The 12,160-nt window shown below is 70.7% G+C and carries 9 protein-coding genes; 4 read left to right on the forward strand and 5 right to left on the reverse strand.

The features are described 5' to 3' along the window. Positions 1-47: 47 nt before the first annotated feature. The 3 genes from ACIPTO_RS15210 to panB all read right to left on the reverse strand — a co-directional run bounded on the left by ACIPTO_RS15210 (position 48) and on the right by panB (position 2,927). On the reverse strand, positions 48-869 hold the full coding sequence (locus tag ACIPTO_RS15210) for an ABC transporter permease (RefSeq protein ID WP_366314262.1): 822 nt from the start codon (positions 867-869) through the stop codon (positions 48-50). Continuing rightward, the gene (locus ACIPTO_RS15215; protein ID WP_401191946.1) at positions 866-1,885 is read right to left on the reverse strand and encodes an ATP-binding cassette domain-containing protein; all 1,020 of its coding nucleotides are present in this window, start codon (positions 1,883-1,885) and stop codon (positions 866-868) included. Before ACIPTO_RS15215 ends, ACIPTO_RS15210 begins: the two co-directional genes overlap by 4 nt. Before the next feature lie 166 nt (positions 1,886-2,051). After that, the gene (gene panB, locus ACIPTO_RS15220; RefSeq protein ID WP_366314266.1) at positions 2,052-2,927 is read right to left on the reverse strand and encodes a 3-methyl-2-oxobutanoate hydroxymethyltransferase; all 876 of its coding nucleotides are present in this window, start codon (positions 2,925-2,927) and stop codon (positions 2,052-2,054) included. Between the two features lie 203 nt (positions 2,928-3,130). Here panB and ACIPTO_RS15225 point away from each other — a divergent pair, with 203 nt between their 5' ends. The 4 genes from ACIPTO_RS15225 to ACIPTO_RS15240 all read left to right on the forward strand — a co-directional run bounded on the left by ACIPTO_RS15225 (position 3,131) and on the right by ACIPTO_RS15240 (position 7,969). After that, positions 3,131-4,720 carry an MFS transporter gene (locus ACIPTO_RS15225; RefSeq protein WP_366314268.1) on the forward strand — a complete coding sequence of 530 codons (1,590 nt, stop codon included), beginning with the start codon at positions 3,131-3,133 and terminating at the stop codon, positions 4,718-4,720. Positions 4,721-4,774: 54 nt separating this feature from the next. Continuing rightward, positions 4,775-5,407 (forward strand): TetR/AcrR family transcriptional regulator, encoded by a 633-nt coding sequence (locus ACIPTO_RS15230; RefSeq protein ID WP_401191950.1) that lies wholly within the window; start codon positions 4,775-4,777, stop codon positions 5,405-5,407. A gap of 196 nt (positions 5,408-5,603) precedes the next feature. Then, a complete protein-coding gene (locus tag ACIPTO_RS15235) occupies positions 5,604-6,653 on the forward strand; it encodes an endonuclease/exonuclease/phosphatase family protein (RefSeq protein ID WP_401191952.1) in 1,050 nt (349 codons plus the stop codon). Positions 6,654-6,748: 95 nt separating this feature from the next. Further along, the gene (locus ACIPTO_RS15240; RefSeq protein WP_401191954.1) at positions 6,749-7,969 is read left to right on the forward strand and encodes an MFS transporter; all 1,221 of its coding nucleotides are present in this window, start codon (positions 6,749-6,751) and stop codon (positions 7,967-7,969) included. 73 nt (positions 7,970-8,042) lie between these two features. Here ACIPTO_RS15240 and ACIPTO_RS15245 read toward each other — a convergent pair whose 3' ends face one another. Then, the gene (locus ACIPTO_RS15245) at positions 8,043-10,079 is read right to left on the reverse strand and encodes an NAD(+) synthase (RefSeq protein ID WP_401191957.1); all 2,037 of its coding nucleotides are present in this window, start codon (positions 10,077-10,079) and stop codon (positions 8,043-8,045) included. Positions 10,080-10,179: 100 nt separating this feature from the next. After that, positions 10,180-12,138 carry a protease pro-enzyme activation domain-containing protein gene (locus tag ACIPTO_RS15250; protein WP_401191959.1) on the reverse strand — a complete coding sequence of 653 codons (1,959 nt, stop codon included), beginning with the start codon at positions 12,136-12,138 and terminating at the stop codon, positions 10,180-10,182. Positions 12,139-12,160: the final 22 nt, after the last annotated feature.

Consider the following 12,160-nt stretch of genomic DNA (forward strand, 5'->3'; position numbering starts at 1 on the left):
ACGCGTACCGGTGGGACGCGGCTGTGGAGCGTTCCGGTCCGGCCCGGTCAGGTCTTCGTGCGGAACTTGTAGATCGAGATGGGCGCCATCACCGCGGTGAGCCCCACCGACCAGGCGAGGGTCAGCAGCGCGCCGTGGGCGACCGGGCCGCCCACCATCAGTCCGCGGGCCGCGTCCGCCAGGGCGGAGAGCGGGTTGTACTCGGTGAAGTTCTGCAGCCAGCCCGGCATCGACTGGGTCGGCGCGAAGATCGACGAGCCGAACTGCAGCGGCATCAGCACCAGGAAGCCCATGGCCTGCACCGACTGCGCGCTCTTCATGGTCACGCCGAGGGTGAGGAACACCCACATCAGGGCCGAGCCGAAGACCGCGGACAGCCCGATCGCGGCGAACATGCCGAGCCAGTGGTGGATGTGGAAGCCGACCAGGACGCCGACGACCATCAGCACCGCGGACGCGACGAGCATGCGCATCATCTCGACCGCGATCTTGGCGATCAGCACCGAGGCGCGTCCGATGGGCAGGGACCGGAACCGGTCCATGACCCCGGTGTGGAAGTCGGTGTTGAAGCCGGTGCCCACCCCCTGGGCCATGTTCATGCCCATCATGGCGAGCAGTCCGGGCACGACGTACTGCACGTACGCCTCCTGCCCGCCGCCCAACGACTGCCCGATCGAGCCGCCGAAGACGTACACGAACAGCAGGGTGAAGATCACCGGGAACAGGATGGCGTCGAACATCGACTCCGGGTCCTGCCGGATCCACAGCAGGTTGCGGCGGATCAGCGCGCCGGTGTGGCGCAGATGGTTGCGCAGCGGGATACGGGGATCCGCCGCGACATCGGCGGAGCTCACGGCGACGGCGCTCATACGGCGACCTCCTCGCGGTCGTGGGTGGGCACGGAGTCCTGCGGGGCACTGGCGCGGTGACCGGTGAGGGACAGGAACACCTCGTCAAGGCTGGGCAGTTCGGTGGTGATGGAGGCGATGGTGAGGCCGCGTGCGGTCACCGCGCCCACCACGGCGGTCAGTTGCTCGTCGCTGAGGATCGGCACCAGCACGGTCCCGCTCTCCACGTCGACGGTGACGGTGGCCAGGCCGGTGATCCCCAGCTCGTCCAACGCCCGCGCCAGCGGCCGCAGTTGCAGCGGGTCGGCAGGCCGGATGCGCAGCGCGCGTCCGCCGACCCGGGCCTTCAGGGCATCGATGGCGCCCTGTGCCACGACCTTGCCGTGGTCGACGACGGTCAGCTCGGAGGCGAGCGCCTCGGCCTCTTCCATGTACTGGGTGGTGAGCAGCACGGTCACGCCTCCGCCGACCATGGACTTCACCTCGGTCCACACCTCGTTGCGGGTGCGGGGGTCGAGACCGGTGGTCGGCTCGTCGAGGAACAGCACCTGCGGGTGCCCGATCATCGAGGCGGCCAGGTCGAGCCGGCGCCGCATACCGCCGGAATAGGTACTCGCCGGCCGCTTGGCGGCGTCCGTCAGCGAGAACCGCTCCAGCAGTTCGTCGGCGCGGGCCCGGGAGTCCTTGCGGGACAGGTCGAGCAGCCGCCCGATCATGTACAGGTTCTCCCAGCCCGGGAGCTTCTCGTCCACGGAGGCGTACTGGCCGGTGAGGCCTATCACCCGGCGCAGCTGGCGGGGCTGGCGCAGGACGTCGTAGCCGGCGACGGATGCCTCGCCGGAGGTCGGGGCGAGCAGCGTGGACAGGATGCGTACGAGGGTGGTCTTGCCGGCACCGTTCGGCCCGAGCACACCCATCACGGTGCCCTCCCGGACGTCCAGGTCGACGCCGTCCAGCGCCTTGGTCTCGCCGTAGTGCTTGACCAGCCCCCGCACGGACACCGCCGTGCCGCCGGAGTTCTTGTCGATTCGCGTCATGCGGAAGACAGTGCCAGCGCCCGCCGACAAACCACCGACAGCCCGCCTACAGCCGCCTACAGGGGCGGGCGGCGGGCGGCAAAAAGGGGCAGCCCGCCGACGGGGGATGATCGGCGGGCTGCCATGGTGCCGCAGTGGTTCGGATGGGCCGGACGGGCCGGACCGGTCAGTGGACGGAGTGCTCCTCGGCGGGGAACGTCCCGCCCACGACATCCTCCGCGAACGCCCGCGCCGCGTCGCCCATGACCCCGCGGAGATCCGCGTACCGCTTCACGAACTTCGGCATCTTCCCGCCGGTCAGCCCCAGCATGTCGGTCCACACCAACACCTGCGCGTCCGTCTCGACCCCGGCGCCGATCCCGACCGTGGGAATGTGCAGCACCCGGGTCACCTCGGCCGCCAGCTCGGCCGGCACCAGTTCCAGCACGACCGCGAACGCCCCCGCGTCCTGCACGGACTTCGCGTCCCGCAGCAGCTGCTGGGCCGCCTCCTCGCCCCGCCCCTGGACCCGGTACCCCATCGCGTTCACGGACTGCGGGGTGAGGCCGATGTGCGCCATCACCGGGATCCCGGACTCGACGAGCAGCCGGATCTGTTCGTGCGACCGCTCACCGCCCTCCAGCTTCACGGCCCCGACGCCCGCCTCCTTCACCAGCCGGGTCGCCGAGCGCAGCGCCTGCACCGGACCCTCCTGGTAGGACCCGAACGGCAGGTCGGCGACGATGAGGGCGCGGCTCGTGCCCCGGACGACGGCGGCGGACAGCATGGCCATCTCGTCGAGGGTGACGGGCACGGTCGACTCGTACCCGAGGTGGCAGTTGCCCGCCGAGTCACCGACGAGCATGACCGGGATGCCGGCCTCGTCGAAGACGGACGCGGTCATCGCGTCGTAGGCGGTGAGCATGGGCCACTTCTCGCCGCGCTCCTTGGCGAGGCCGATGTCGCGAACGGTGATGCGGCGTGTGCCCTTGCCTCCGTACAGCGCCTTGCTGCCGTCGGAGGAGCTGTTCGTGCCAGCCTGGGCAGCCGAAAGCTGCGTCATTGCAACGGCTCCTTCAGTCATCTCGAGGCGCCCTCACGGCGTCCCCGGATCCCCTCCATGGTGGCACCTCGTGCCACCGAGGGCCAGAGGGACCCCCGTAGCCCCCGTCACGTCCCGACCGGTACGTAAGGCCTGAGTAAAATATTTACGATACGGCACGGTCCCGTATCGTAAATCTCCAGCCGCTCCCTAGTCTGGACCGCATGACCACTCCACCCGTCCCTGGCACCCGGATACCCGAAGCGGTGCACCGCCGCCGCTGGGCCATCCTCGGCGTGCTGATGCTGAGCCTGCTCATCGTGGTGCTCGACAACTCGATCCTCAACGTCGCCATCAAGACCATCTCCACCCCGGCCCCGACCGGCCTGGGCGCGACACAGAGCGAGCTGGAGTGGGCGATCAACGCCTACACCCTCGTCTTCGCGGGCCTGCTGTTCACCGCCGGCCTCCTCGGCGACCGGATCGGCCGCAAGAAGGTCCTGCTCGGCGGTCTCCTCGTGTTCGGCATCGGCTCCGCGCTCGCCGCCGAGTCCGGCTCGCCCGACCAGCTCATCGGCTACCGCGCCCTCATGGCGCTCGGCGCGGCCTTCGTGATGCCCGCCACCCTCGCCGTCCTCATGAACGTCTTCGAGCGCGACGAGCAGCCCAAGGCCATCGGCATCTGGGCCGGCGGCGTCGGCCTCGCCATCGCGATCGGCCCGATCACCGGCGGCGTCCTCCTCGACCACTTCTGGTGGGGCTCGGTCTTCCTGATCAACGTCCCGATCGTGGTGATCGCCCTGGCCCTGATGATCTGGCTGGTCCCCGACTCCCGCGACCCGAGGCCCGGCCGCCTCGACCCGGTCGGCGTCATCCTGTCCGTCGTAGGCCTCGTCCTGCTGGTCTACGGCATCATCGAGGGCGGCGAACTGGCCGACTTCACGGCGCCCAAGGTGCTGTCGACGATCATCGCCGGTGTCGTGGTGCTCGCCGGGTTCGTCTGGTTCGAGAAGCGCAGCGACCACCCGTCGATCGACGTCACGTACTTCAAGAACAAGGTGTTCTCGGCCGCCATCGCCGCCATCGCGCTGGTCTTCTTCGCGCTGATGGGCGTGACCTTCTTCTCGGTCTTCTACACCCAGAGCGTGCGCGGCTACTCGCCGCTGCAGACCGGCCTGCTGATGCTGCCGCTGGCCGCCGCGCAGATGGTCTTCGCGCCGCGCGCCCGGCTGGTCGTCAACCGGTTCGGCAACAAGGTCACGACCGGTGTCGGCCTGGCGGTGCTCGCCGCGATGCTGGCCGCCTTCGCGACCCTGAAGGCGGATACGCCGATCTGGATCCTGGAGGTCATCTTCTTCCTCATGGGCGCGGGCATGGCCCACGTCATGACCCCGACCAGCGTCGTCATCATGCAGGCCCTGCCGCGCGAGAAGGCGGGCTCCGCGTCCGCGCTGAGCAACACCTTCCGGCAGGTCGGCGGCGCGCTCGGCATCGCCGTCCTCGGCTCGGTGCTGTCCACGGCGTACCGCAACGGCATCGAGGGCAAGCTCGGCTCGGTCCCGGCCGCGCTGCGGGACACCGCCGGCGAGTCCATCGAGGCCACCCTCGGTGTCGCCGCGAAGCTCGGACCGCAGGGCAGGGCCCTGGTCACCCCGGCCAACGACGCCTTCCTGCACGCCATGCACGTCACCGCCCTGTGCGGCGCGGGCGTCGCGGTGATCGGCGCCGTGGTGGCGTTCGTGTTCCTGCCCGGGAAGCCGCCGGTTCCTCAGGAGGGCAAGGAGGAGCAGGAGTTGGTCGTCGTCGGAGAGTAGCGGCGACAATCGCCCGAGGACGCGAACGGGGGTACAGCGAAAGGACGGAGTGAAGTGAGCCTTGCCGACCACGGCACCGGGAGCCGGACCCGGGCGTGCGCCCCGGCCCGGGGACGCCCGCGCAGCGAGGCCGTCGAACGGGCCATCACGGAAGGGGTGATGAAGCTCCTGGAGGACGGCGTGCCGCTGGCCGAACTCTCCATCGAGCGCATCGCCCGTACCGCCGGGGTCGGCAAGGCCACCATCTACCGCCGCTGGCCGGGCAAGGAGGAACTGTTCGTCGACGTCGTCCGCGAGGCCGAGCCGCAGGACCCCGAACTGCCCGGCGTCTCCCTGCGCGACGACCTCGTGGCCATGACCGAACAGCTGCGCCAGCGCGGCCTGATGACCCGGTCGTCGGCGCTGCTGCACAACGTGTACGCGCAGATGAAGAGCACCCCGAAGCTGTGGGACGCGTACCACGCGACCGTCGTCGAGCCGCGCCGCCGCCGGCAGGTGGAACTCCTGCGCCGCGGTCAGGAGAGCGGTGAACTCCGCACCGACATCGACGCCGAGCTGATGAACGACATGATCGTCGGGCCGATGCTCCTGCGGACCGTCATGCGTGTCGACGCGGATCTCCCCGAGGGGCTGTCCGAACTCCTCGTGGACACCGTGCTGGTGGCCCTGCGGCCGGTCGGTCCGTAGCGGGTTCCCGGGCCGCGCGAATGTGCGCGTTCCGTCACAGAAGCCGCTGGAGCCGCGTGTGTTCGGAACTCCGGACGCCGACTTGTTCGTCCTCGTGCCCGTACGGCCGTCATGGGACGGCGGATCGGAACCGATCATCCCCTAGGGTCGTAGGCGCGGGGACGATGGTGTGCACGGCAGGTAGTGAGGCGACGGTATGGCACAGCAGGCGTATGTGACGGAGACGGACGACGGCTCGGGGGACGAGCCGCGCGGATCCCGGCTTCGGCGCCTGTGGAACAGACTGGCCGGCGGCTGGCGCGGCGACCCGAGGATCTGGCGCCGGGGCCTGATCCTCGCCGCGCTGGCGCTCGTCCTCGCCCTCGTCATGTTCCTGCACTCCCGCATCCCGAACCGGATCGGCAACCTCGGCAGCCTCACAGAGACGTTCCTGCCCTGGTTCGGGCTGCTGATCCCGGTCCTGCTGGTCCTCGCCATGGTCCGCAGGTCGGCGACGGCGCTCATCGCGATCGTCCTGCCGACGGCCGTCTGGCTGAACCTCTTCGGCGGCCTGCTGCTCAGCGACAAGACCGGCACCGGCGGCGACTTCACGGTGGCCACGCACAACGTGAACGCGGAGAACCCCGACCCGGCCGGCACCGCCCGTGACGTGGCCGCGTCCGGCGCGGACGTCGTCGCCCTGGAGGAGCTGACGGCGTCGGCGGTCCCGACGTACGCGAAGGCACTCGCGCCGACGTACAAGTACCACTCGGTCGAGGGCACCGTCGGCCTGTGGAGCAAGTACCCGATGAGCGGGGTCAAGGCCGTCGACATAAAGCTGGGCTGGACGCGCGCCATGCGCGCCACCGTGGCGACCCCCGAGGGCCGGATCGCGGTCTACGTCGCCCATCTGCCGTCGGTGCGGGTGAAGATCGAGGCGGGCTTCACGGCCCGGCAGCGGGACACGAGCGCCGACGCGCTGGGTGAGGCCATCGCCGCCGAGCCGCTCACGCGGAAGATCCTCCTCGGCGACCTGAACGGCACGATGAACGACCGCTCCCTGAACGCCGTCACCTCCCAGATGCGCTCCACGCAGGGCGCGGCGGGCAGCGGCTTCGGGTTCAGCTGGCCGGCGTCGTTCCCGATGGCCCGGATCGACCAGATCATGGTCCAGGGCGTCGAGCCCGTCACTTCGTGGACGCTGCCCAGGACCGGCAGCGACCACCTCCCGATCGCGGCCCGTGTGAACCTCGACACGAGCTCTTAACCTCGTGGAATAGAGCGCCTGGGAGTCTTTGTTCCGGAACTGAACTTAAGCTCAGTACGGAACTCCGCTCTCCCGTGAAAGGCACAGGCTCCTCCATGCCCCTGGCCCTGCTCGCCCTGGCCGTCGGCGCTTTCGGTATCGGCACCACCGAGTTCGTGATCATGGGCCTCCTGCCCGAGGTCGCGGACGACCTGCACGTCACCATCCCCACCGCCGGACACCTGGTCTCGGCGTACGCGCTGGGCGTGGTCATCGGCGCTCCGCTGCTCGCGGCGGTGACCACCCGCCTCTCCCGCCGCACGGTCCTGATCGGCCTGATGGGCCTGTTCGTGGCGGGCAACGCGCTGTCGGCGTTCGCACCCGGCTACGACTCGCTGCTGGCGGCGCGCTTCCTGAGCGGCCTGCCGCACGGCGCCTTCTTCGGCATGGGCGCGGTGGTCGCCACCACGATGGTCGCGCCGGAACGCAAGGCACGCTCCGTCTCCCTGATGTTCCTCGGCCTCACGGTCGCCAACGTCGTGGGCGTGCCGGCGGCCACGCTGATGGGCCAGCACCTGGGCTGGCGGGCCACGTTCCTCGGCGTGAGCGCGATCGGCCTGGTGGCGATAGCGTCCCTGGCCCTGCTGATCCCGCACGACCACGCGCACGCCCCGCAGGCGGGCCTGCGCCGCGAACTGGCGGCGCTGAAGTCCCTCCCGGTCTGGCTGGCCCTGGGCACGACGGTGGCGGGCTTCGGCGCGCTCTTCTCCGCCTACAGCTACATCACCCCGATGCTGACGGACGCGGCGGGCTTCGCCGACGGCAGCGTGACGCTGCTGCTGGCGCTGTTCGGCGTGGGCGCGACGGTGGGCAACCTCGTGGGCGGCCGGCTGGCGGACCACTCCCTCCGCGGCACCCTGTTCGGCGGCCTGACGTCCCTGGCGGCGGTCCTGGCCCTGTTCCCGCTCCTGATGTCGACCGAGTGGACGGCGGCCCTGGCGGTGGTCCTCCTGGGCGTGGCCGCGTTCGTGACGGGCTCCCCGCTCCAGCTGATGGTGATGGAAAAGGCGTCGGCAGGCCCGTCGCTGGCCTCCTCGGCCAACCAGGCGGCCTTCAACCTGGCCAACGCGGGCGGAGCGTGGATCGGCGGCCTGACGCTGGCGGCGGGCTTCGGCGCCACGTCCCCCGCGCTGGCCGGCGCGCTGCTGGCGCTCCTGGGCCTCGGCGTCGCGGCCACGGCGGCGACGGTGGACCGGCGCAGGTCGGTACCGGGCCGCGAACGCGTGATCGCGACCCACGTACCGCACGGGACCGAGGCCGAGGCCCTGACCCGCTGACCTCTCGGGCGCAGGCCCGGCCGCCGGCCGGCCCGCGAGGCGCCGGGTCACCGCCCCCGCCGACGATCGACTCCTAGTCGAACCGCGCCAGTTCGGCCAGCCAAGCCGTGGCCGAGCCGTCCGAGGGCGCCCGCCAGTCGCCCCGCGGCGACAGCGAGCCGCCCGCCGAGACCTTCGGGCCGTTGGGCATCGCGGAGCGCTTGAACTGGGCGAAGCCGAAGAAGCGGCGGCAGAAGACCTCCAGCCAGCGCCGGATCTCGGGGAGGTCGTACGCGACGCGCTTCGCCTCGGGGAATCCGGGGGGCCAGGCCCCCGCCTCCGCCTCGTGCCACGCGTGCCAGGCGAGGAAGGCGATCTTCGACGGGCGGAAGCCGTGGCGCAGGACGTGGAACAGGGTGAAGTCGTGCAGCGCGTAGGGGCCGATCTTCGACTCCGTGGACTGCATCTCCTCGCCCGGTACCAGCTCGGGGCTGATCTCCGTGTCGAGGATCGCGGTGAGGATCTTGCCGGTCTCCTCGTCGAACTGGTCGCTGCTGACCACCCAGCGGATGAGGTGCTGGATCAGGGTCTTGGGGACGCCGGAGTTGACGTTGTAGTGGCTCATCTGGTCGCCGACGCCGTACGTGGACCAGCCGAGCGCCAGCTCGGAGAGGTCGCCGGTGCCGAGGACGATGCCGCCCCGCTGGTTGGCCAGGCGGAAGAGGTAGTCGGTGCGCAGGCCCGCCTGGACGTTCTCGAAGGTGACGTCGTAGACCGGCTCGCCGGAGGCGAAGGGGTGGTCCATCTCCTTGAGCATCAGCCGGGCCGTCGGCGTGATGTCCAGCTCCGCCGCCGTCACCCCGATCGCCCGCATCAGCGCGTGCGCGTTGTCCTTGGTGTGGTCGCTGGTCGCGAAACCGGGCAGCGTCCACGCCAGGATGTCGCTCCGCGGGCGCCCCGCCCGGTCCATCGCACGGGCGGCGACGATCAGCGCGTGCGTGGAGTCGAGGCCGCCGGAGACCCCGATGACCACCTTCGGGCCGCCGATCGCGGCGAGCCGCTGCTGGAGGCCCTCGACCTGGATGTTGTACGCCTCGTAGCAGTCCTGCGCGAGGCGCTCCGCGTCGGCCGGCACGAACGGGAAGCGTTCCAGACGGCGGCGCAGGCCCAAGTCCGTGAGCGGCGGGGCGAGTGCGAAGGACACCGTGCGGAAGTCGGCCGTCCGCGCCCGGTGCGTACGGCGGTTGTCGTCGAACGTGCCCATCCGCTGCCGTTCCTGCCGCAGCAGGTCGAGGTCGATGTCGGCCACCGCGTACTCGTCGCCCAGCGGGAAGCGGTCCGTCTCGGCCAGCAGCGCGCCGTTCTCGTAGACCATCGCCTGGCCGTCCCAGGACAGGTCGGTCGTCGACTCGCCGAGGCCGGCCGCCGCGTAGACGTACGCGGCGAGGCAGCGGGCGGACGCCGAGCGGCACAGGAGCTTGCGGTCCTCGGCGCGGCCGACGGTGATCGGGCTGCCGGAGAGGTTGACGAGGACCGTCGCGCCCGCGAGGGCCGCCTCCGCGCTGGGCGGCACCGGCACCCACATGTCCTCGCAGATCTCCGCGTGCAGGACGAGCGAGGGGACGTCCTGGGCCGCGAACAGCAGGTCCACGCCGAAGGGGACCGTCTCCCCGCCGACCCGGATCGAACCGCCGCGCTCGTCCGCGCCGTCGGCGATCTGGCGGCGCTCGTAGAACTCGCGGTAGTTCGGGGGATACGACTTCGGTACGACGCCCAGGACGCGGCCCCGGTGGACGAGGACCGCGCAGTTGTAGATCCGGTTGCGGTGGCGCAGCGGGGCGCCGACGACCAGGACCGGGAGGAGGTCGGCCGAGCCGGCGACCACGTCCCGCAGCGCCTCCTCGACCTGGTCCAGGAGGACGTCCTGGAGGAGCAGGTCCTCGATGGAGTAGCCGCACAGGCCCATCTCGGCGAAGACGGCGACCGCGACGCCCTCCTCGTCGCAGCGGCGGGCGTGGCGCAGGACGGCCTCGGCGTTGGCGTGCGGGTCCGCGATCACGGTGTGGCCCGTGCAGGCGGCGACGCGGGCGAAGCCGTGCTGATAGATCGACCAGAAGTTCAGTGGAGGCACGGGTCCACTGTAATCGTCAGTGAGACGCGATGGGGTGGCGCGGGGTGTCGGATACCCCACGCCACCCCATCGACAGGTGGCTCGTTCACCGCCTACCGGGTCAGTGGTGACCCTTCGCGGGGACGAACGACGAGACATAGCCGTTCGCGGGCGAACCCACGCCGGTCACGTCGTCGTAGCCCTTGACCGCGGACAGCGAGCTGTCCTTGCCGAGGCTGCGGACCGAGGTCAGCAGGCCCGCGGTGGCGTCGTAGCCGTTGGCGAAGTCCACGCGTGCCACCGCCAGGCCGGAGCCCGTCGGGTTGTCGGTCACGTCGTGGTAGACCTTCGTGCCGAACTTGGCGTAGATCGACGGGTTGGCGAAACCGATCGCCTTGCCGCCGCGCGCCTCCTGGGCCAGGGCCTGGACCGCCGCGATCACCGGGGAGGCCAGCGAGGTGCCGCCGATCCGGTACTCGCTGTACGACTCCGAGCCGTCCGCCTGGGTCTGCGTCTGGCCCACCTTGAACCCGGTGTTCGGGTCGGCGATCGCCGAGATGTCCGGGACGACGCGGTTGCCGGTGGCGCTGTTGGCCTTGGCCAGGGAGTCGGGGACGACGCCCTTCTGGTAGTACGGCTCGTTCACCGTCTTGCTGGTGCCGCCGCCCGCGCCCGAGGTGAAGGCGCCGGGGAAGCCGGTCCAGCTCTTGCCGTCGGCCGACAGCGAGGCCTTCTCGGTGCCCCAGCCGGTCTCCCACAGGTACTTGTCGCCCTTGCCGACCGCCAGCGAGGTACCGCCGACCGCCGTCACCCACGCCGAGTTGGCCGGGGTGTCGACCTGCTTCGTGCCGGTGTTGGCGACCTCGTCGCCGTTGTCACCGGAGGAGAAGTAGAAGCCGATGCCCTCGACCGCGCCCAGCTGGAACACCTGGTCGTAGGCGGCCGCGAGGTCCGGGGTCTGGTTGGCCTCGATGTCGCCCCACGAGTTGGAGACGATGTCGGCCAGGTGGTTGTCGACGACCTTGCTGAGCGAGTCGAGCAGGTCGTCGTCCATGCAGGAGGCGGCGCCCACGTACGTGACGTTCGCCCCCGGGGCCACCGCGTGCACGGCCTCGACGTCGAGGGTCTCCTCGCCGTACCAGCCCGAGGCGTCGCACTCGTCGGCGCCCGTGTTGGTGTACTGCGAGGGGAGGACCTGCCGCAGCTGGCTGGTCGTCCACTTGGCGTCGCCGTGGTTCTTCGCGTAGGTGGCCGCGTCGAACGCGATGGTCGGCGAGGCGTAGGCGTCGGTGATCGCGACGCGCACGCCCTTGCCGGTGTACTTGCCGGCGCCGTAGGCGGCCCGCAGCTGCTTGCCGGTGTAGCCCTTGACGGCGTACGGGATCTTCTTGCCGTAGGCCGAGGGGAGGGTGGTCGCGGTGTTGGAGCCGTAGTACGAGGAGAACGGTCCCGCGTTCTTGAACACCGTGGCCGGGCCCGGCAGCTGGTCGTCGTGGCTCGCCTTGTGCGGCGCGTTGTCGAGACCGGTGACGGTCAGGACAGCACCGTTGAGGCTGTCCGGCGCGGAGGCCGTCTTCGACGGGGCGCGGTAGGTCTTCGAGCCCTTCGCGTAGTTGTGCAGCGAGGTGCTGAACGCCTTCTCGACCGCGGCCACGTCACCGGAGACCGTGACGTAGTGCTGGGTGGTGCCGGTGACCTTCAGCCCGGCGGACTTCAGCCAGGACTTGACGGCGGTCACCTGGGCCGTCGTGGCGCCGAAGCGCTGCTGCACCTGAGCGGCGCTCAGGTACTTGCCGTACAGGGCCGAACTCGGGTCCGAGACGGACTTGGCGTACGCCGCGAGACCGGACGCGTTCCGGCCGGCGAGATAGACCCGCGCGGAGACCCGGGAGCTGTCGGAGGTCGCTCCCTTGTCCGCCTTGGCCGTGGCCCACGCGGGCTTGGTGCCCGCGAGGGTGTCCCGGCCCGGGTTGCCCGCGGCGTGCGCCGCGGGTATGCCGAGCGCCAGAGCACCGGCGATCATGGGCAGTGTCGCTGCCATGCTCACGCCGGCGCGCATGGTGGCGCGATTGGATCTCATAAAACCCCCTGCTATGCGGTTC

Origin of the sequence: Streptomyces sp. NPDC090083, assembly GCF_044747445.1 — a bacterium.
Classification (GTDB): domain Bacteria; phylum Actinomycetota; class Actinomycetes; order Streptomycetales; family Streptomycetaceae; genus Streptomyces.

Bases quoted from the DNA above. Each gene is read 5' to 3' on its own strand.
- ACIPTO_RS15210 (WP_366314262.1), bottom strand. From the start codon at position 869: ATGAGCGCCGTCGCCGTGAGCTCCGCCGATGTCGCGGCGGATCCCCGT.
- ACIPTO_RS15215 (WP_401191946.1), bottom strand. From the start codon at position 1,885: ATGACGCGAATCGACAAGAACTCCGGCGGCACGGCGGTGTCCGTGCGG.
- panB (WP_366314266.1), bottom strand. From the start codon at position 2,927: ATGACGCAGCTTTCGGCTGCCCAGGCTGGCACGAACAGCTCCTCCGAC.
- ACIPTO_RS15225 (WP_366314268.1), top strand. From the start codon at position 3,131: ATGACCACTCCACCCGTCCCTGGCACCCGGATACCCGAAGCGGTGCAC.
- ACIPTO_RS15235 (WP_401191952.1), top strand. From the start codon at position 5,604: ATGGCACAGCAGGCGTATGTGACGGAGACGGACGACGGCTCGGGGGAC.
- ACIPTO_RS15240 (WP_401191954.1), top strand. From the start codon at position 6,749: ATGCCCCTGGCCCTGCTCGCCCTGGCCGTCGGCGCTTTCGGTATCGGC.
- ACIPTO_RS15250 (WP_401191959.1), bottom strand. From the start codon at position 12,138: ATGAGATCCAATCGCGCCACCATGCGCGCCGGCGTGAGCATGGCAGCG.